The sequence below is a fragment of the Mesorhizobium shangrilense genome, assembly GCF_040537815.1.
GTDB lineage: Bacteria > Pseudomonadota > Alphaproteobacteria > Rhizobiales > Rhizobiaceae > Mesorhizobium > Mesorhizobium shangrilense.
The window spans coordinates 54,473-72,655 of the sequence record NZ_JBEWSZ010000007.1 but is presented as its reverse complement, the minus strand read 5'-3'; the positions used below and the strand labels follow the sequence as shown (position 1 = coordinate 72,655).

Here is an 18,183-nt window from a genome sequence, read left to right as displayed (position 1 = left end):
CGTACGTCATCGCGGCGTGCCGGTGGCTGCCGAGAAGCGGGCCGGGCTGAACGCGGCTATCGGAATGGCGCTTTGGCCATCGGCGACGAGGTCTGCGATGACCGAGCCGACGATAGGGCCGAGTTGGAACCCGTGCCCGGAAAAGCCGAAAGCGTGCCAGAGGTTGCGCGCGACCTGGCTGGGCCCGATGACAGGGATGACGTCCGGCATCAATGCTTCCAGCCCTGCCCAGCTTCGTACGATGGTCGCGCGGCGCAGAATCGGGAAGAAGTCGTAGACCGTCTGGGCGCTCACCACCATGCGGTCTGCAACCGTGTCGGCCGTTTCGGCATTCAGATCGGGATCGCCGAGGATACCGCCGCCAATGACGACGGTGCCGGCTTCCGTTTGCTTGAAGGAGAGCACCCGGTCGATGCCGATCACCACGGGATCGATGAAGTGGGGCATGCGAGATGTGACCATCAGCGTTGAGGCGAAATGCGTGCTGGGAAAATGCTCACCGATCATCGCCGCCACCTGCCAGGCCCAGGCTCCGCCGCAATTGACCACGATGTCCGACCTGAGGACGCCGCTATCCGTCATGACCGTCCAGCCGCCGTCGCCTTGCTCGAGCCCGGTCACGCGCGTCCGCTCCATGATGCGAACGCCAAGCTGTTCGGCACGCAAGCGGAAGGATTGCGTGGTGCGGAAAGGGTTCGCATGACCGTCTCGGCGCGAGATGATGCCGCCGCGGCAAATATCGGCTGCCCCGGGAACGAGACGCCTGAGTTCTTTGGCGTCGATCACTTCCTCGAACGCGTGGCCGAGTGAGCGCATTTCGGCCACCCGCGTCTGGCACCAATCCATCTCCGCTTCACTTGCGGCGATCCCTATCTGCCCGATGCCGCCGATGAATTCACAGTCCTTTGCCAGTTTAGGACCCAGCAGGTCGTCCAGGCGCTCCCATCTGTCCATTGCAGCCATGGACAACGGGACTTCCGCCGCATGGCGCATGAGTTGCCGCACGCCGCCCGCGTTGACGCCCGAGGCATGGCGGCCGACGGTGTTCTTCTCCAGCACAATGGGGCGCATGCCCCGGAGCGCGAGATGGAGTGCCGTGCAACAACCGTGGATGCCGCCTCCGATCACGATTGCGTTCGTCGCGGTCATTGTAGCTTTCCATTCCGTCTCATCATGTCGCTTCCGCTCTGCATCGCTTAAATGCGCTGGCTCGGATCGCCCTCGACGACGGGCAGCAAAGGTCTGGAATCGCGGTCTGCGTTGCCGAGTTCCGCAAGCTGGGCGACAGGCAACGGCTTAATGGGCAGACGGAGCCGGTAATAGCCGACCGACTCGATGTCGCTTTTCAGGCTGTCCGACATGAGGCGGGCGACGGTGCCTGCGCACATTCGGCCCTGGCACTGGCCCATGCCGCACCTGGAGAACGATTTTAACTGGTTGATGTCGGTGAAGCCCTCGGAGATGAGCGCGCGCAGTTCGCCGGCCGTCACCTCCTCGCAGCGGCAGGCGATTGTGTCGTCGGCCAGCCAGCGTACAGCCTCGGTCGGGTGATAGGCGCTGTTGAGGAACGCACGGAACCGGTTCTCCCGCTGAACGGCCCGACGCTCGGGAAGCGCGCGTTCGTCGCGCTCTGTCCGGGAAATGCGGCCCAGGCGACAGGCAGCATCGAGTGCCGCCAGCCGCCCGCGGTGCACTGCCGACCTGGCGCCAGCAATGCCTGCGCCATCGCCCGCGACGGCGATAAGTTCCGTGCTCGTCGCGCCCCATTTGTCCGTCTGCGGATGCCATGCCGTCTGACCCACGTCCCAGACGTGCCTGCACCGCAGGCTTGCAGTGATCTGGTTGTTGGGGACCACGCCTTCGTGAACAAGCAAAAGCGATGCCGGCAGCCTGTGCCGCCTGCCGCCGCTGTCGAAGCTGACGGCCTCTAGGCGAGAAACGCCTTCGGCCGCAAGGTTCCGCCCCCTGAAGAAGGGGACGCGCGCCTTCCCGAGCGCGACGATCCAGGACAGGCCCTTGAGCAAATCGCCGGCAAAGCTGGACAGTAAAGGCAGCGCGGCCAGCCCCGTCTCGAACAGGCCTTTTTCGGAGGTGTCGATAATGCCATGCAGGGGTGCTCCGGCCGTTAAAAGCTGGAAGGCCACGAGATAGGTAAGAGGCCCCGAGCCAGCGATGATAGTCGGCCGGTCAGGCACTATGCCGGACGCCTTCATGAGCGTCTGGGCCGCTCCCGCTCCCATGACTCCTGGAAGTGTCCATCCCGGAATTGGAAACGGGCGCTCCATCGCGCCGGTCGCCAGGATGACCCTGCCGGCCTTCGTCAGATAGGCCTTGCCGTTCTGAGAGACGCCGAGCTTGCCGCCAGCCGAAACCTGCCAGATAGCGGTCAGCGGTTCGTAGCCGGCGCCGCTCCTGCGAAAGCGTTCCGCCAGCGCAAGTCCCTTGGCGTAGTCGCCGCCGAGAATATCGCGCAACGCGTCATGCCTGCGGCTGTTGGCTTCGATGTTGCGGTAGACCTGTCCACCCGGCGTCGGCTGCTCGTCGAACAGCACCGTTTCCACGCCCAACTCGGCGGCAAGCGCGGCGGCGGCCAGACCTGCGGGGCCGCCGCCTACGATGGCAAGTTCGCAATTGGTGCGCGCGACGGTCATAGGGTGCCGAAGCTCCCGGTACCGAACTGCGAGCAGACCTGCATTCCTTCAGCAACAGTCACCAGGCACGCCTGCCGGTCGGCTTGCCCGTCGATCTCCATCAGGCAGTCGAAGCAGTTGCCGATCATGCAATAGGGCATGCGGTCGGCCCCGCTGACCGGCGTTGTGCGAAATCGCTCGACGCCGGCCGCGAGCAATGCCGCGGCAACACTGTCGCCTGGCCGGCATAGCACGGGCCGCCCGTCCAAGAAGATCGTCGCAGACAAGTCATCTGCCCAAAGTCGTCGAAACATGCTGCCTCTCTGATGACGGCTGGGGTTACGTCGTTTCGTCGTCAGTAGAACCGGGCGGGCCGGAAGTCCTGGAGCGCCTTTTCCGGGGCCCCTCCCACCAGTTCAGCGGCAACCACTTGCCCCAGCCAGGGCGCCAGCGTCGCCCCGCTGTGGGTGACGGCGGCATAATAGCCGCTGACTTGCGGGACCGGGCCGACGGCCGACACGCCATCGCCGGGGATGGCCCGGTGCGACAGGCGCATCGCCTCTGGCCTGACGCCCGAGAGTTCCGGATAGAGCCTCGCCGCGCGCTCGATCATTGCGGCGGCCACAGGGTCGGTCGCGTCCGCACCGCTTTCCAGCGTGAGGCCCTGTTCGTCGTGCTCGCTGTGCAGCATGATCCGGCCCGCCCCGTCGGGGCGCAAATTGATGCCACTTGTCCGGATCACTCGGCGCACACCCGATGCGGCGGGAGCCGTCACCACGACAAGGCCGATCGTGGGAGCCAATGGGAAAGTCAGGCGCACATCCTGGCCGAGATCGTTTGCCCAGCGGCCCGTGCAGTTGACAACCACGTCGGCCCCGATCGTCTTGCCAGATGCCGTCCTGACGCCGATGACCTTGTCGGCCTTCAGGTCGATGCCGGTGACGGTTTCGCAGCGCAGCTTCACTCCGAGGAAGCGCGCCCTGCCGAGGAAGAATTCTATATAGACGCTGGGATCCACCCAGCCTTCGTCGGGGAAATAGGCGATCTTCGCATCGCCCGATGCTCCCTGGACCAGCGCTGGTTCCAGCCGGTGCAGCCTTTGCGCCGAAATCCATTCGGCCGGATAACCCCAGCCGATCAGGCGCTCGACGCGCTCGTTGAGTTCCTGTGCTTCATCCGTGTTCGAGCGCCATTCGACCGCGCCCCCGCCATGATGCCATGGGCAGTCGCCGAACTCGTTCTCCAGCTCTCTATGCGCACGCATTCCCAGCGCATTGATCAAGTGGTAGCTGTAAGGCGTCTTTTCGTTCGAGTTGGTCCACGCAAAGCTCGAACCGCTCGTGCCGGCGCCTAGATGGACGCGCTCCACAACTGTTACCGAATGTCCCCGCTCGGCGAGGCGATAGGCGATCGACGTGCCGATGATCCCGGCACCCACAACAACAAACTGGGTCATGCTATCAATTTTTCCGATGGACAGTATGGGCGGGCCGCAAGCTTGGACCCGCCCGGCTGAATTCAATCCTTGGGCGTGATGTCGACCCCAAACCACTTGTCCGTCAGGGTGCGATTGAACCCGTCAGCATTGACCTCGCCGATGGCCGCGTCGAACTTGGCCTTGAGCGCGGTGTCGTCTTTGCGCATGGCCACATTCGCCGTGCCGCTGCCGAGGACGCCTTCGATGAAGGTAGGGCCGGCAAGCGTGGCGCCTGCGAGGTCGGGCTGCTTCATGGCTGCCTTCAACATGGTGATGTTGCCCATGACCAGGTCGACGCGCCCGGCGGCAAGGTCAAGGTTGTGCTCGTCCGTTGTCTTGTACTCGCGGATCTCAACTATGTCCTTCAACTCGGCCGTGGCGAATGTCGCCGCCGTCGAGGAGCCCTGAACACCGAGAACCTTGCCTTTGAGCGAAGCGGCCATCGCCTCGATCGCCTTCTTGGCGCCATCCGGGTCCTTCTTCAGGCTGTAGTCGACCCTGGGACCAAGCTCCGAGGCCAATGGATTATCCTTCATCATCATGAAGGCGTTGGGCGCCTTGGCGTAAGGTACTGAGAAGGAAGCAACCCTCTGCCGCTCGGGCGTCACAGACATGGACGCGATAATGGCGTCGAACTTTCCGGCATTGAGCGCCGGCAGCATGCCATCCCAGTCCTGCGCCACGATCTCGCACTCGGCCTTCATGCGGCGACACAGTTCCTGGGCGAGGTCGATCTCATAGCCCGCGAGCTTGCCGTCAGAGGACGTATAGTTCCAAGGGGCATAGGCGCCCTCGGTCGCGATGCGTATCTTCGACCATTGCCCAGCGTTATCCGCATGCGCGGCGCCTGTGAGGAAGATAAACACGCTGGCCGCAAGGCCCATCCACCGTAACAGTCCCATTTTCATTGTTACCCTCTTTGTGTTTGGCTGCGCGCGCGAAGAGGCCACCTCAATCCATCGATCGGAGAGCAGTGACGCAATCGCGATAGTCTCTGCGCAGTGGTTGTTTGCGGTGCCGCGATGGCCAATCCCGGCGCCAACTTGGCTGGAAGCTCGTTCCAGCAGGTGGAGAATAGAGCGAAATCCAGGGCAATTGACAAATATGAAAAGGTTCATTCTCTATAGCTTTTTCCTATATGTCTGGACCCAAAGAAAATGAACTACAGACAGTTGCAGGCGTTTCGCGCGGTGATGGATGCGGGGACGGTGATAGGCGCCGCCAATGTCCTGCATATCTCGCAGCCTTCCGTTAGCGCCCACATCGCCAACCTCGAACACACGCTGAAGATCCAGTTGTTCGTGCGACAAGGCGGCCGGCTGGCTCCGACCGCGGAGGCCTACCTGCTGCACGAGGAGGCCGGTCATGTCGTAAAGGGTATGGCTCGACTGCGGCGTCTAGCGGCCGACATTCAGCAGTTGGAGGCGGGTCGGCTGATCATCGGCGCTTATCCGGCACTGGCCAGCTACGCGCTACCCCGCTTTATCGGGGCGTTCGCCCGGCGCCACCCGAAGCTGCGGCTGGCGCTGGAACCCGAAGCTTCAGTGCGGATCGCCGAGCTCGCCGCGAGCAAGCAACTCGACATTGGCCTGATGACGATGCCGGTAATCGATCCGGCGACGACCTGCGACCTCATCTTCGAGACGGCTTCCGTCTGCGTGCTGCCTGCGGGACATCCGTTGAGCGGGAAGCAGACGGTCGAAGCCTCCGACATACGCGACGAAAGCTTCATCGCCTTGGGGCGCGAGGACGGATCGCGTCAGGCCGTCAACCGCAGTCTCGACGATGCGGGCGTTCGCGTCGAGACTCGTTTCGAGGCTCACTACAGCGACGCCGCTTGTGCTCTTGTGGCCGAGGGGCTTGGCGTCTCCATCGTCGACAAGTTCTCGGCGGAACGCTGGCGCGGAACGCTCGTCATCAAGCCGTTTTTGCCCTACGTTCCCTGTCATGTCTACCTGACGCGCAGCCGCACCCATATGTCCTCACTGCTGCAGGAGAAGTTCGAGCGCGAGTTTCGTGTCTATCTGGAGGAACACTTTTCCTAGAATGCTGTCTACCGCCTTTAGCGCTTAGTCTTGGATGTCAAACCGTCGAGTTGCCATAGAAGACTCCTATGCAACGGTTGGCTTTCTAACCCAATCATCCCGAACGCGGACGTTCCGCTTGCGGCCCCAAGGCTGTCGGACGGCCTTGCGCCTGCGACCGGACATCCGCGGCGCGGAACAATTAACTTCAATTCTCCTCCGCAAAGCTCCACAAGCTGCCGTTGATTGTACGGACGCTTAGTGCCGAGTTCATCGATTAGCGAGATCCATCCCGGAGCGCGTCGAACTCCGCGGCGGCTGCCCGGTCACCCGACTGAACACGCGCGAGAAGGCGGCCGCGCTGTCGTAGCCGACCTGTGCCGCGACACTCTTGACCGGTTTGCCCTTGCGGAGAAGCTGGCGCGCGATCGTCATGCGCCATACCGTCAGGTACTCAATGGGCGTCAGGCCGACCAGCGTCCGAAAATGATCGGCGAACCGCGTGCGTGACATGCCCGCAACGTCGGCCAGATCCTCAAGCTTCCAAGGCTTCTTCGGCGCCTCGTGCATCGCGGTCAGCGCCTTTGCCAGGCGTGGGTCGGCGAGCCCGGCGAGCACGCCGGTCGAAATGGCGCCGCTCTCAACGACGTGACGCACGATTAGGATCAGGAGATAGTCGAACAGCCGGTCGAGCGCCGCCTGGCGGCCACCAGCTTCGGAGAAGGCTTCGCCGACCAGCAGATCACAAACCGGGCCCAGCGCCGGATGAGCTGCGAGCGGCAGGACCACACATTCAGGCAGGCCCTGGCCAATCGGGTTGCCCTCCGCACCCCCGAGTTCGACGGTCGCGCATACGAGGTCGGCTCCGCGCTCGGGATCAACTGCGAAACTGTGGGTCCGCCCGCGCGGCAAAAACAGCAGGGTCGGCTCAACGAGTTCGAGGTCGGCTTGTCCGTTCTGGGTGACCGTGAGCGCGCCTGCCTTGAACAGGTGCAAATGGCCCACGCCAGTGAACTGCAACGTCTGGCACAGGTTCCCGGTGAAGAACGTCCGGGCCGTCGGCGTTACATGGGCGAACAGGGCGGCGAAGGGGTCCATCGGGACGATCAGCAAAGTTATTGGCACCAAGCGTCACCCATAGTCTTCCATATGAGCGGTGTGCAAGTCCCCAGTCCTTAATCAACCGGAGAGTCTCATGAATATTCGCTTCGTCACAAAGACCGTTCACGCCTTCCTCGACTATCCCGTCGCGCTGAGCCTGATGGCAACGCCGTTCCTGCTCGGACTCGGCCATGCCAATCCGCTTGCGCTTTGGGTGTCGGTCGCAACCGGCGTCGCCGCCCTCATTCTGACCCTGTTCACCAATCACAGGACCGGTGTAGTCCGAGTGCTGCCATTTGGGCTGCATGTCGCGGTTGACCGCCTCGTCGGCATTACTTTCGTCGCCGTGCCCTTCGTGCTCGGCCTGCAGGGGCTGGACGCCTGGTACTACTGGGCGAACGGTGCTGCGGTTCTCCTCGTCACCTTCGCGCTCAACGCGCCCGAAAGCGGGGAGCGCGCGCTGAAGACGGCGCACCCTTAGAGTCTTTGCTAACATCATGCGGCAGCGGCCGAGTTAACCCTCGGTCGCCGCCGGTGCTTGAACCACGCAGGTTCGCTCCCCAATGGCGATCCGTGTCGCTGCGGCACACGAGCAAATTGACATCAAGGTCGTCGCGGAAAGTGTCGAGTCGATAACTGGTTGCGTGAGATCGAAAAGACCCTTCCGCGCCTGCAATTTACCCTGAACCAACAAATGTCTGAGGAGACGACACCCATGAAAGCGATCATTGTGACGAACCAGTCTGCGGGAACGGCCGGCATGACACTGGTGGAGCGGCCCAAGCCACAGGCAGCGATAAACGACGTCGTCGTTCAGGTTCATGCGTCGGGCTTCGTCCCGACCGAGTTGGAGTGGCCTTCGACTTGGACCGACCGCCGCGACCAGGCGCGTACGCCATCGATCCCTGGACACGAACTGGCCGGAGTGGTCACTGCCCTGGGGTACGGCACCACGGGTCTTTCAGTGGGACAGCGGGTGTTCGGTCTCGCGGATTGGTATCGCGACGGCACACTGGCGGAGTATATTGCCATGGAAGCACGCAACCTCGCGCCGCTGCCAGGCGACGTCGATTTCACAGTAGGCGCGAGCCTGCCAATCTCGGGTCTGACCGCGTGGCAGGGACTCTTTCAGCACGGCCGTCTTCAGGCGGGGCAGAGCGTCCTTGCACATGGCGCAGCCGGCGCGGTCGGTTCGATGGTGACGCAACTCGCACGAGAGGCCGGCGCCTATGTCATCGGCACCGGACGCGCCGCCGACCGACAGAAGGCACTGGATTTCGGCGCAAATGAATTCATCGACCTCGAGAACGACGCCCTGGAAGACGTCGGTGGAGTCGATCTGGTGTTCGATGTCATCGGCGGGGACATCCAGAAGCGGTCCGCAGCTCTGATCCGGGCCGGAGGAACGCTGGTGACCGTCGTCGGCCCGGCCGAGGCGCGGCCCGCAGACGGCCTGGCGGTTGACTTCGTTGTCGAGTCCGATCGCGCCCAACGGAGTGAGATCGTCCAGCGGGTGCGGGACGGGCGACTGCGGACGAACATCGGCAAAGTTTCGGCCCTCGACGAGGCCGTTGCAACCTTCAACGCGAGCGAGCGACACACGGGGAAGACGGTCATCCGCGTTCGTCCGTAAGAACTTGAGGAGAGGGGGCGTAAGCGCGTCGTCATATCGCTCAGCGTGTGGCCCGGCGAGGCGCGTAGACGATAATCGGGGAGAGAGGAACCCCTTCGAAGATCGGCTACGGCGTAGACCAAGAAAACAGGGCGCATGGCGGGGTCACGGCCGAACGGCAGCTTGCAGCTCCTTTGGATCCAAGCCGGACGGTCCGGTAACGGCCCAATTTTGGTCATTCACCACAAGGGAGTTCCTGGCGACCTGCGGCTAAATCGGCGATATCTCGAAGCCTGTAATTAGTCGCGTTCATCGTCCTTGGGTTCGCCAGACCATACGAGAGAATACGAAGGAAATGGGCTGGCGAACCATCCGCTAACGTATTGATTTCCTGTCGAAAACGATGACCCTCCGGGCCCACCAAAACGACCACGTAAGTGGCTGATTTTTATACCATTTTCTGAAGAGGCCCACGACGTGGACTCGAACCCCCTATTTCTGACCAAGCACTTATTGGTCGTACGTCAAAAACAAGCCGGCCTTCATTGCTAGTGGATGTCAGATTGGTCATGTCCTGAAAACGGTCGATTGCCGGACAGAGCCGTGTCGCCTATTGGCCAGGGCACAGATTTCCCTGATCGCTGCGAACGTCAGCTTTGCGCCGCAAGTCGCCGCTCATCATCACGTCACCGCCTGAAAGCAGACGTCAGAGGTCGCTGGCAGCTAAGTTCGCTGTTTCGTATCCCTCAAGTTCAAGCTGCCAAACGTCGAGCCTCATCGACGTTGACAGTCTACCTACTAGAAGGTAATTGAAGGGCTCGCATGTCCGCCGGTCTTCAGAAGTCACCGCCTCAGGTGTGATCCTTTAGGCTACCAACTAGTAGATAGAAGGGCGAGTTGTAGCCATGAATGACGTCTCTCTAACCAACACTCCAGCGGTAGCCAATCGCGGCGCGATCACCGCGTGTGTGATCCTGGCAGTCATCATGCAGGCCCTGGACACAACGATTGCCAATGTCGCGTTGCCCTACATTCAAGGCAGCGTCGCAGCCTCGGCAGATCAGATCAATTGGGTTTTGACTTCGTATATCGTGGCCGCTGCTATTGTGACGCCGCTATCCGGCTTCCTTTCGACCCGCTTTGGTCGCAGACGGATACTTCTTACGGCAATCGCAGGTTTCGTCTTCGCCTCGATCTTGTGCGGTCTGGCCCAGTCGTTAGCGCAGATCGTCGGTTTCAGGCTGTTGCAAGGCGTCTTCGGTGCGTGTCTGGTTCCTATTGCCCAAAGCATCTTGCTCGACATTTACAGCGTCAAGGAACGCGGGCCCGCCATGGCCCTCTTTGGGATTTCGATCATGGTCGGCCCAATCCTGGGTCCGATACTTGGAGGTTGGCTCACTGACAATCTGAGCTGGCGCTGGGTCTTCTATATCAACGTGCCGATAGGGGCCTTGGCATACTGGGGAATCACCGTTTTTGTGTTGGAAACCAAGGCGAACGGCCACACCCGCCTCGACTGGTTCGGCTTTGGGATGCTGAGCGTGTCCATTGCCGCGTTGCAGCTGTTTCTCGACCGGGGCGAGCAGCTCGACTGGTTCTCGTCCGGCGAGATTCTGATTGAGGCGATAGTCGGCGCCAGCGCCTTCTACGTCCTGGTCGTTCACATGCTAACTGCAGACAAGCCGTTTATAAGTCCGAGGCTCTTCCTCGACCGCAACTTTGCTCTCAGCATGATCTTCATCTTCATCGTTGGCATCACCTATCTGGCGTCGCTAGCCCTGCTTACGCCCTATCTGCAGACGCTTGTGGGTTATCCGGTCATCACAGCGGGTCTCGTCTTTGGGCCGCGTGGGCTGGGAACAATGCTCTGTTTGTTTGTCGTGGGACGTCTAATCGGCAAAGTCGATATGCGGCTGTTGTTATTGGTCGGCTTCGGTCTTACGGCCTGGGCAATGTACGACATGACGGGTTGGACGCTGGATGTATCGCAGTGGACCGTCGCTTACGTCGGCTTCGTTCAAGGGGCCGGGCTCGGCTTCCTGTTTGTCCCGTTGACCACAGTCGCTTTTTCTACCCTTTCGCCGGCAGCTCGTGGTGAAGGGACTGGATTGTTCAACCTGTCGCGCAATATCGGGTCATCGGTAGGGATCGCGCTGCTGACGGCCTTGCTCGTCGAGAACACCCAGCGGAATCACGAGTCTCTCGTTGCCTCTGTGACGCCCTACAACAGGATATTCGATCAGCCGAACTTCCACGAGTATCTTAATCCGTTGACACCGTCCGGGTTGGCTCAACTTGACAGCATCATCACCCAGCAGGCTACGCTGATCTCCTATCTGGATGATTTCAAACTCCTGATGCTGCTGTCGCTCGCTGCTATGCCGCTTGTCTTCCTGCTCAGAAAGGGGCGGGCGTCCGTCCCGGACGATCACAGCCTTGCTATCGAATGACGCAAGACCGGACGTACGGAACCCGCCCGCCGGATTCTCCGACAATGTAACTGCCCCTTCGGCAATCCTGCATTGACAACGGTCCTACTAGAAGGTAGGTATCACGCTAAATCAGATATACAGCGAAAAGGCACGTGGCAATATGAGCAATCTTGGAATGACCTCCGACCAGATCCTAGCGTCCGCGCAGAACTTCATTGTATCGGGTGGCTACAACGGATTCAGCTATGCTGATATCGCTGAGGTGGTGGGAATTCGTAAGGCGAGCATCCACCACCATTTCCCGAGCAAAGTCGACCTTGTCCGTACTCTTGTGGAGCGCCATCGCGAGCGTGCGGAGGCCGGCATGGCGGATCTGGAAAGCAAAGTCCCTGACCCGGTTGCACTGCTTCAAACCTATGCTGGGCACTGGGCAAGATGCATTGAAGACGCGAGCATCCCGTTTTGCGTCTGCGCGCTGCTTGCCAGCGAGCTCCCGGCACTCCCGCCTGAGGTTGCGGTCGAGGTGCGGGCTTACTTTCGGTTTCTGTCGTCCTGGTTGACGAAGGTGATGGAGCGGGGCGCCGAGCAGGGTGTTCTCAAATTCACCGGGTCTGCGGAGTTGGAGGCTGAGACCTTTATGGCAACTATTCATGGCGCGATGCTGTCGGCGCGTGCCTATGGCAACCCCGCCCTCTTTGACGCCATCCTGACGCCGACCGTCCAGCGTTTGGCAGCGAAGGTCCACTAACAAGTTATTTGCGCGGCTGCGGCGGCGACCCCAGCCACCGAAGGCTTATCATACGTCGAGTAACTACCAACCAGTAGGTAAGGAGACTACCATGATCCGTAAAATTTTGCCCGCGCTTGTCGCCACGGGCTTTGCTGCATTTCCGCTGCTAACCCGCACTGCGCAGGCGGAGGACCAGAAGGCCCCGGAACTCCATATCAGGGGGACAGTTGAGACCTTCAGTCCATCGGTACTGAAAGTAAAGACCCGGGAGGGCGCAACAGTTGACGTCGCTTTGGCCGATGGCTGGAAAATCTTCGCCGTGGCACGGGCACAGGTCACCGACATCAAGCCTAGCGACTTTGTCGGGATCGCCTCTCAGCCAAGGGCCGAGGGCGGTGACGGCGCGCTTGAGGTTCTCATCTTCCCGCCTGCGTTGCGGGGTGCCGGCGAGGGAAGTTACGGCTGGGATCTCAAGCCCAATAGCAGCATGACGAATGCCACGGTCGCCGATGCGGTTGAGGGCGTCCAGGGCCGGACCGTAACCGTTTCCTACCAAGGCAAGCAAAAGAAAATCGCCATTCCCAACGGCACGCCAGTTGTCACCATCGCCAGTGCCACAAAGGCCGATCTCGCAACAGGCGCTGTGGTTTTCATTGTTGCTGAGAAAGCCGCAAGCGGCGTGCTCGGTCACCAGGTGGTTGTCGGCAAAGACGGCGTCGTCCCGCCGATGTGAAAGTCGGTCGGGATTGCGCTTTGACCGCCGTTCGGCAGCTCCCGTCTTAGCGCGGGAAGGGTTTTGATTCGTAAGCACAGCCGGCACGGTTCGGGCGGCACCGGCTGCTCCTCGGGGCAGCAAGCACCCGACTAATGCGCCGGATGATCTGACCTTGATGCTGATAAGGACGTCCGAACATGGCCTCTCGCTCGACTACAGGTACGGTACAGAAGGTTTCGGCCATCAGGCCGACATCGGCATCGTCCGGCGTCGCAATTTGCCGCACCAACTCGATAACGTCGGATGCCTTTAATGCCTGGATCGCGCGGCGGCAGTCTAAGATCACCGCAGGGTTCGAGAAGGTGAAAGCCAATCGCCTCTGTCCGCTGCCCCGTGACGAGAAACTCCGCTCCACTGGCCGGAGCGTGGCCAAGGAGTTTCGTCTGGTTGCACCGGCACTTCCCCAAGCTACGGCCGGCACCTTCGCCATTCAGATGGCGATGTTTTTTTGCTCCAAGCCGAGTTGAAGCTTCGCTCGGCCGGCAGTTATCAATGCTGCTAACCAGTTGAATTGATCTGGAGACGCGTCCTGGTCACCACTGCGCCGGGTCCTGGGTCAATTCTTCCAGAAACCGATTCCGTCGTTTTGGATGGCACAAGAAAAACGGTTGACATTATATTATCTACCTTCTAGTAGGTAGGCATCATAAACAAGAAGGAGAAATCGAAATGCTTGCTATCACGAATGAAACCAACCTGGTTCGAGCCTCAGCTACCTGGCTTAAGAGCTACTATTTTGTGCGCTTTGCCTTTTCCGCCGCCTGGGTGATCCTGGCCTTCACGGTCGCCAAGGCGATGCCTGCCCTGGCAGCCGTCATGCTGGTCGCCTACCCGGCTTGGGATGCGCTGGCCAATTTTACCGACGGCCAGCGCACCGGCGGCTTGAACCGCAACAAGACGCAGCTGCTGAACTTCGTCATCAGCATCATCACAACAGTGGCAGTCGCCATTGCTCTCGGCAAAAGCATGAATGCGGTGCTCGCAGTCTTCGGCGTCTGGGCGGTCCTGTCGGGCGTCTTTCAGCTCGCAACCGCGATCCGGCGCTGGAAGTCTGGCGCGCAGTGGGCAATGGTGCTGAGCGGCGCTCAGTCAGCATTGGCAGGCATTTTCTTTGTGAAGATGGCGGGCAGTTTGACGACGATCGACATCACAAATGTCGCACCCTATGCCGCCTTCGGCGCCTTCTACTTCCTTGTCTCCGCTGTCTGGCTGACGGTGAGCGACGCGCGGCGCAAGTCCACCCAGGCGGCAAGCTGAAATGGTCCGCCAGTTTGACGCTGTCATTATTGGCGCCGGCCAGGCCGGCCCGCCGCTCGTGGTCGTGGATAAAGCGGTCATCCGCTCAGCTCGGTATCTAACCAGCCTTCTCGGGATGAAGACGAGAAAACTCCCTTGCTGACATCAGGATCGGCATGAGACTGCGACCTGGATTCGTAAGACCGTACTCGACACGTGGTGGTTGCTGGCCAAAGTCTCGTCTCGCTATAAGCCCGTCGTTCTCAAGCTCCCTAAGATGCTGCGTAAGCATTTTCTGCGAGATGTCTGGCATATCTCGCAACAACTGCGAGGTTCGCATCGACGGTTCTGCGAACAGGCGAAACAAGATCGGGAGCTTCCATCGTCCGCTGATCATGCGAAGCACTCTGGTCACATGGGCAACCGAACCATCCGGGCCGAGGCAACCGTCTCTTTCCTCCCGGTCGACAGGCACTTTTAAGTGCGTAATTGCCTCGCTCATCGTCCTGTCCTCATAAGGTCATGATGCTAACATGGGAATTAAGTGATGGATTTGAAATTGGATGGGAAAGTTGCGCTGGTCACAGGCAGCAGCAAGGGCATCGGTGAAGGCGTAGCCCGAGGACTTGCGCGCGAGGGGGCGATCGTCATCGTCCATGGCCGGAACAAGACGAAGACAGAGGAAGTCGCTCACGACATTATCGCTCATGGCGGACATGCCTATGTTGTCATCGGCGACTTGACGAATGAAGACGAGGTAGAACGCCTCGTCGACGAGGCGCAGGCTTTCGTTAAACCCATCGAGATCGTCATCAACAACGCGGGTGGCTCTGGCGAGACGGAGGACTGGGTAACGACGCGCGCCGAGACCTGGGCGGTTGGCTACGATCGAAACGTCCTTGCAGCCGTCAGGATCATTAGGCGCCTCCTGCCGAGCATGCGGGAGGCGAAATGGGGAAGGATCGTCAACATTTCCAGTCTTGCGGCATTGATGCCTCCACCCAAAAGGCCGGACTACTCGGCCGCCAAAGCGGCCATGATAGCGATGACCGCTTCGCTGGCGAAGGCCGTCGCGATGGATGGTATCACAGTAAACACCGTTTCGCCTGGAACGATTCATAGCGTCAGCCTCGACGAGGCCTTCCGGAAGGCGGCAGTCAACCAAGGGCTTGCGGCGAATGCGCCATGGACGGAAATCGAACAAACGGTGCTACCGATGTTCGCCCAAGTTCCCGTGGGGCGCGTCGGAACGCTTGAAGAGATCGCCGATGCCATCTCGTTCCTCGTCAGCCCCCGAGCCAGTTACATCACGGGAGCAAACCTGAGGCTTGATGGCGGAATGTGGCCCGGAGTTTAGATTCCTTTTTGACCCCCTCGGACCATCCGGAACCTCGCTCCTCTCGATCTGGGCGTCTGCTATCGACCTTCCGAAGACCCGAAGCTGCCAGTTCGCTTCCGGCCCATCGCGGCCGTTCTGAGCATGGCTCCGAACGTTCGCAAACGAGGTTAGCTACAGTCGACTGTTTGGCGTCACGGGACCATGCGGAACGATACGGGAAGAGTTCTGATTTTTGCCCACGAAAAAGTCAATGGGATCAATGCTCTCGCTACGTCCTCCGGGCCCACCATAACTGTTGATTTTATTGAGAAAAAGTGCCGTCGGCCCAAAACGTTCTGGGCCCGTCATGGGCCCAAAAAAATGTGCGGCCACAAGCGGCCCTGCGTTTCGGCTGGCCTTCAATCGGTTATTTGATGACGCGCAGGGGGATCTGCTGGCGCATGGCATCGCGCTTAGCTTCTCGTTCGTTGATCGCACGGGCGATATCGACAGCCATCCGTTTCTTGTTCCAGTGCGCAATCATTCCGGTAAGGCTTTTCTCCGCGAACGGATGCCCATAGGCTACTAGCACGGAGCGTGCCGCATCCGCGGTTCATACTGCCGGAATATAGAACTGCTTGGCGAGTGACGGTGCCGGATTGTGGGCGTGTCTCGCGATGCTCGTGCACAGCTTCCAACCGGCCCCTATCCCGAACTGCCGTTTTTCAGTTCGCTGGCATGCGTCGACGTTCATCCGCCATGCGCCCCACGATCATCTCCGCAATCGGGATCGCCGACGTGGCGGCGGGTGAGGGGGCGTTGCAGACGTGCAGCATGCGGTCCGTTTGTGCGAATAGGAAATCGTGGATGAGGGCGCCGTCCTTGCGCACGGCTTGCGCGCGGATGCCTGCTTCGTGCGGGAGCAGGTCGGCGAGGTCGAGGCTCGGGCAGTATTTTCGGCACTCCTCCAGATAGCCTGGCTTCCAGAGCGAGTTGCGGAGTTCCGTCAACGCCGATCCGCGGTTGGCGAACACGGTCTTCCAGAAGCCGGGAAACAGCGCGTAGTCGGCCGTGTCCGAAACATTGAACGAAAGCCGTGGATAGCCCTCGCGGGCAAAACCGATCACGGCATTCGGCCCGACCGTGACGCTGCCGTCGATCATCCGCGTCAGGTGCACGCCGAGGAAGGGCAAGGCGGGATCCGGGACGGGATAGATCAGATGGCGGACGATGTCGTTCTTCGATGCGGGCAGGCGATAGTATTCGCCGCGGAAGGGAACGATGCGATGCTCGATCGAAAGCCCGGCGAGCACGGCCAGCCGGTCCGATTGGAGACCGCCGCAGACCACCAGTTTCTGCGCCTGCCAGTTCTCGCCGACCGACGCGATGTCGACGGAATCCCTGGCTTCGCGAATGCCGGTGACGCGCGTCGACAGGCGGATCTCGCCGCCGAGAGCCTTGATGCGCCGGCCCATGGCCTGGCAGACGTCGGCATAGCTGACGATGCCGGTCGAGGCCACGAAAAGCGCGCCAAGACCGCGGATGTTTGGCTCCCGCTCCTTCAATTCACCCTCGCTGAGGCGATGCACTTCGATCGTGTTCTGCTTCGAGCGTTCGTGGAGCGCCTCCATGCGCTGCACTTCGAGTGAGGAGGTGGCGACGAGTAGTTTGCCGCAGACATCGAAGCGGATGCCGTTCTCCTGACAGAAGGCCTTGGTGGCATCGGCACCCTTGCGGCAGAGCTCGGCCTTCAGGCTGCCCGGCGGGTAGTAGATGCCGGCATGGATGACGCCACTGTTGTGGCCGGTCTGATGCCTGCCGAGAGCCTCCTCCTTCTCCAGCAGGATCAGGCTGCAGCCGGGATATGTCTCAAGCAGCCGCATGGCCGTCGCCAGGCCGACGATGCCGCCGCCGATGACGCAATAGTCGAAAATCATATGTCTTGCCCTTGTTTGCCTGCTTATGCGTGAGCCGTCTGACGGTCGCCGTAGCCGAAATAGGCTTCTTCCAGCGCATGCCCATCGGCAAGTTCGCTTGCCGAACCCTCCAGCGCGACATGGCCGTTGCGCAACACGTAGATGCGGGAAGCGAGGTCGAGAATACGGGCGGTGGACTGTTCGACGACGAGCAGGGTCAGCCCGCTGGCGTTAAGCTGGCGGAGGCTTTCATAGACCTGGTCGATCACCAGCGGCGCAAGGCCTAGCGACGGTTCATCGATCATCATCAGTGACGGGCGCTGCAGGATGGCGCGGGCAATGGCAAGCTGCTGCTGCTCGCCGCCGGAAAGGTGGCCGGCAACGCCGCGGTAGCGGTTTTTGAGAATCGGAAACGCTTCCAGAACCCGTTCCAGATCGGCGGCTGCTTCGGCCTTGTCCTTGCGGATCATGCCGCCGAGCAGCAGGTTTTCCTGCACCGTCAGTGTCCGGAAGATGCTGCGGCCTTCCGGCACCAGTGCCAAACCTTTCCGGCACAGCTTTTCCGGCGACTGGCCGGCGATCGGCTCGCCATTGAAGACAAGCGTGCCCCCGGTCGGCGCCATGAGCCCGGAAATTGACTTCAGAAGCGTGGATTTGCCGGCGCCGTTGGGTCCGACGACGAAAATGACCTCCCCCTTTCTGACCTCAAGATCGACCGATTTCAGGGCAGCAAGCCGGCCATAGCCGGCGGTGAGGCCGCGGATTTCAAGCATGTCATTCCCCTTTGACGGTCTGTGGGCGCGATCGAACTCGGAATGGCCCGCCGTTTTTTTGCCATTGACAAAAAAAATCTAACTCGCATTCTGTCTTCTGTCCACAGAGGACTATGTGCAAATAATTAAGGCGGTGCATCGCTCATCGCCAAGGGGAAC

The 18,183-nt window shown here is 60.8% G+C and carries 19 protein-coding genes; 8 read left to right on the top strand and 11 right to left on the bottom strand.

What is annotated here, in order from left to right:
- Positions 1–6: 6 nt before the first annotated feature.
- From ABVQ20_RS34665 to ABVQ20_RS34645, 5 genes are all read right to left on the bottom strand, one after another.
- A complete protein-coding gene (locus tag ABVQ20_RS34665; protein ID WP_354464329.1) occupies positions 7–1,149 on the bottom strand; it encodes an NAD(P)/FAD-dependent oxidoreductase in 1,143 nt (380 codons plus the stop codon).
- A gap of 47 nt (positions 1,150–1,196) precedes the next feature.
- Positions 1,197–2,651, bottom strand: coding sequence for an FAD-dependent oxidoreductase (locus ABVQ20_RS34660; protein WP_354464328.1), 1,455 nt, complete (start codon positions 2,649–2,651; stop codon positions 1,197–1,199).
- Positions 2,648–2,944, bottom strand: a complete 297-nt coding sequence (locus ABVQ20_RS34655) for a (2Fe-2S)-binding protein (RefSeq protein WP_354464327.1) — start codon at positions 2,942–2,944, stop codon at positions 2,648–2,650. Before ABVQ20_RS34655 ends, ABVQ20_RS34660 begins: the two co-directional genes overlap by 4 nt.
- 41 nt (positions 2,945–2,985) lie before the next feature.
- A complete protein-coding gene (locus tag ABVQ20_RS34650; RefSeq protein ID WP_354464326.1) occupies positions 2,986–4,086 on the bottom strand; it encodes an NAD(P)/FAD-dependent oxidoreductase in 1,101 nt (366 codons plus the stop codon).
- 62 nt (positions 4,087–4,148) lie between these two features.
- On the bottom strand, positions 4,149–5,015 hold the full coding sequence (locus ABVQ20_RS34645) for a transporter substrate-binding domain-containing protein (protein WP_354464325.1): 867 nt from the start codon (positions 5,013–5,015) through the stop codon (positions 4,149–4,151).
- Positions 5,016–5,264: 249 nt separating this feature from the next.
- On the opposite strand from ABVQ20_RS34645, the gene ABVQ20_RS34640 reads away from it, so the two are divergent.
- On the top strand, positions 5,265–6,152 hold the full coding sequence (locus tag ABVQ20_RS34640; RefSeq protein ID WP_354464324.1) for a LysR substrate-binding domain-containing protein: 888 nt from the start codon (positions 5,265–5,267) through the stop codon (positions 6,150–6,152).
- A gap of 249 nt (positions 6,153–6,401) precedes the next feature.
- Here ABVQ20_RS34640 and ABVQ20_RS34635 read toward each other — a convergent pair whose 3' ends face one another.
- Positions 6,402–7,244, bottom strand: coding sequence for an AraC family transcriptional regulator (locus ABVQ20_RS34635; protein ID WP_354464323.1), 843 nt, complete (start codon positions 7,242–7,244; stop codon positions 6,402–6,404).
- An 82-nt stretch (positions 7,245–7,326) separates the two neighbouring features.
- Here ABVQ20_RS34635 and ABVQ20_RS34630 point away from each other — a divergent pair, with 82 nt between their 5' ends.
- The 5 genes from ABVQ20_RS34630 to ABVQ20_RS34610 all read left to right on the top strand — a co-directional run bounded on the left by ABVQ20_RS34630 (position 7,327) and on the right by ABVQ20_RS34610 (position 12,739).
- Positions 7,327–7,713, top strand: coding sequence for a hypothetical protein (locus ABVQ20_RS34630; RefSeq protein WP_354464322.1), 387 nt, complete (start codon positions 7,327–7,329; stop codon positions 7,711–7,713).
- 234 nt (positions 7,714–7,947) lie between these two features.
- Positions 7,948–8,865, top strand: coding sequence for an NADP-dependent oxidoreductase (locus tag ABVQ20_RS34625; protein ID WP_354464395.1), 918 nt, complete (start codon positions 7,948–7,950; stop codon positions 8,863–8,865).
- Positions 8,866–9,749: 884 nt separating this feature from the next.
- Positions 9,750–11,294 (top strand): DHA2 family efflux MFS transporter permease subunit, encoded by a 1,545-nt coding sequence (locus ABVQ20_RS34620; protein WP_354464321.1) that lies wholly within the window; start codon positions 9,750–9,752, stop codon positions 11,292–11,294.
- A gap of 142 nt (positions 11,295–11,436) precedes the next feature.
- Positions 11,437–12,024, top strand: a complete 588-nt coding sequence (locus tag ABVQ20_RS34615; RefSeq protein ID WP_354464320.1) for a TetR/AcrR family transcriptional regulator — start codon at positions 11,437–11,439, stop codon at positions 12,022–12,024.
- A gap of 91 nt (positions 12,025–12,115) precedes the next feature.
- The gene (locus ABVQ20_RS34610; protein ID WP_354464319.1) at positions 12,116–12,739 is read left to right on the top strand and encodes a hypothetical protein; all 624 of its coding nucleotides are present in this window, start codon (positions 12,116–12,118) and stop codon (positions 12,737–12,739) included.
- A gap of 46 nt (positions 12,740–12,785) precedes the next feature.
- Here ABVQ20_RS34610 and ABVQ20_RS34605 read toward each other — a convergent pair whose 3' ends face one another.
- Entirely contained in the window at positions 12,786–13,094 is a 309-nt protein-coding gene (locus tag ABVQ20_RS34605; RefSeq protein ID WP_354464318.1) for a hypothetical protein, read from the bottom strand.
- 356 nt (positions 13,095–13,450) lie between these two features.
- Here ABVQ20_RS34605 and ABVQ20_RS34600 point away from each other — a divergent pair, with 356 nt between their 5' ends.
- Positions 13,451–14,038 carry a DUF308 domain-containing protein gene (locus ABVQ20_RS34600; protein ID WP_354464317.1) on the top strand — a complete coding sequence of 196 codons (588 nt, stop codon included), beginning with the start codon at positions 13,451–13,453 and terminating at the stop codon, positions 14,036–14,038.
- Positions 14,039–14,135: 97 nt separating this feature from the next.
- Here the strand turns inward: ABVQ20_RS34600 and ABVQ20_RS34595 are convergent, their stop codons facing one another.
- A complete protein-coding gene (locus tag ABVQ20_RS34595) occupies positions 14,136–14,519 on the bottom strand; it encodes a winged helix-turn-helix transcriptional regulator (protein WP_354464316.1) in 384 nt (127 codons plus the stop codon).
- 45 nt (positions 14,520–14,564) lie between these two features.
- Here ABVQ20_RS34595 and ABVQ20_RS34590 point away from each other — a divergent pair, with 45 nt between their 5' ends.
- On the top strand, positions 14,565–15,374 hold the full coding sequence (locus ABVQ20_RS34590) for an SDR family NAD(P)-dependent oxidoreductase (protein ID WP_354464315.1): 810 nt from the start codon (positions 14,565–14,567) through the stop codon (positions 15,372–15,374).
- A 388-nt stretch (positions 15,375–15,762) separates the two neighbouring features.
- Here ABVQ20_RS34590 and ABVQ20_RS34585 read toward each other — a convergent pair whose 3' ends face one another.
- The 3 genes from ABVQ20_RS34585 to ABVQ20_RS34575 all read right to left on the bottom strand — a co-directional run bounded on the left by ABVQ20_RS34585 (position 15,763) and on the right by ABVQ20_RS34575 (position 18,024).
- Entirely contained in the window at positions 15,763–15,927 is a 165-nt protein-coding gene (locus tag ABVQ20_RS34585; RefSeq protein WP_354464314.1) for a hypothetical protein, read from the bottom strand.
- A gap of 133 nt (positions 15,928–16,060) precedes the next feature.
- Complete coding sequence (lhgO, locus tag ABVQ20_RS34580; protein ID WP_354464394.1) at positions 16,061–17,269, bottom strand: L-2-hydroxyglutarate oxidase; 1,209 nt, start codon at positions 17,267–17,269, stop codon at positions 16,061–16,063.
- 26 nt (positions 17,270–17,295) lie between these two features.
- A complete protein-coding gene (locus ABVQ20_RS34575; protein WP_354464313.1) occupies positions 17,296–18,024 on the bottom strand; it encodes an ABC transporter ATP-binding protein in 729 nt (242 codons plus the stop codon).
- Positions 18,025–18,183: the final 159 nt, after the last annotated feature.

Excerpts from the sequence above, each read along its gene's own strand:
- ABVQ20_RS34625 (WP_354464395.1), top strand. The coding sequence starts at position 7,948 with ATGAAAGCGATCATTGTGACGAACCAGTCTGCGGGAACGGCCGGCATG.
- ABVQ20_RS34640 (WP_354464324.1), top strand. The coding sequence starts at position 5,265 with ATGAACTACAGACAGTTGCAGGCGTTTCGCGCGGTGATGGATGCGGGG.
- ABVQ20_RS34655 (WP_354464327.1), bottom strand. The coding sequence starts at position 2,944 with ATGTTTCGACGACTTTGGGCAGATGACTTGTCTGCGACGATCTTCTTG.
- ABVQ20_RS34665 (WP_354464329.1), bottom strand. The coding sequence starts at position 1,149 with ATGACCGCGACGAACGCAATCGTGATCGGAGGCGGCATCCACGGTTGT.
- ABVQ20_RS34630 (WP_354464322.1), top strand. The coding sequence starts at position 7,327 with ATGAATATTCGCTTCGTCACAAAGACCGTTCACGCCTTCCTCGACTAT.
- ABVQ20_RS34575 (WP_354464313.1), bottom strand. The coding sequence starts at position 18,024 with ATGCTTGAAATCCGCGGCCTCACCGCCGGCTATGGCCGGCTTGCTGCC.
- ABVQ20_RS34615 (WP_354464320.1), top strand. The coding sequence starts at position 11,437 with ATGAGCAATCTTGGAATGACCTCCGACCAGATCCTAGCGTCCGCGCAG.
- ABVQ20_RS34645 (WP_354464325.1), bottom strand. The coding sequence starts at position 5,015 with ATGAAAATGGGACTGTTACGGTGGATGGGCCTTGCGGCCAGCGTGTTT.
- ABVQ20_RS34650 (WP_354464326.1), bottom strand. The coding sequence starts at position 4,086 with ATGACCCAGTTTGTTGTTGTGGGTGCCGGGATCATCGGCACGTCGATC.
- ABVQ20_RS34590 (WP_354464315.1), top strand. The coding sequence starts at position 14,565 with ATGGATTTGAAATTGGATGGGAAAGTTGCGCTGGTCACAGGCAGCAGC.
- ABVQ20_RS34595 (WP_354464316.1), bottom strand. The coding sequence starts at position 14,519 with ATGAGCGAGGCAATTACGCACTTAAAAGTGCCTGTCGACCGGGAGGAA.
- ABVQ20_RS34620 (WP_354464321.1), top strand. The coding sequence starts at position 9,750 with ATGAATGACGTCTCTCTAACCAACACTCCAGCGGTAGCCAATCGCGGC.
- ABVQ20_RS34660 (WP_354464328.1), bottom strand. The coding sequence starts at position 2,651 with ATGACCGTCGCGCGCACCAATTGCGAACTTGCCATCGTAGGCGGCGGC.
- ABVQ20_RS34610 (WP_354464319.1), top strand. The coding sequence starts at position 12,116 with ATGATCCGTAAAATTTTGCCCGCGCTTGTCGCCACGGGCTTTGCTGCA.
- ABVQ20_RS34600 (WP_354464317.1), top strand. The coding sequence starts at position 13,451 with ATGCTTGCTATCACGAATGAAACCAACCTGGTTCGAGCCTCAGCTACC.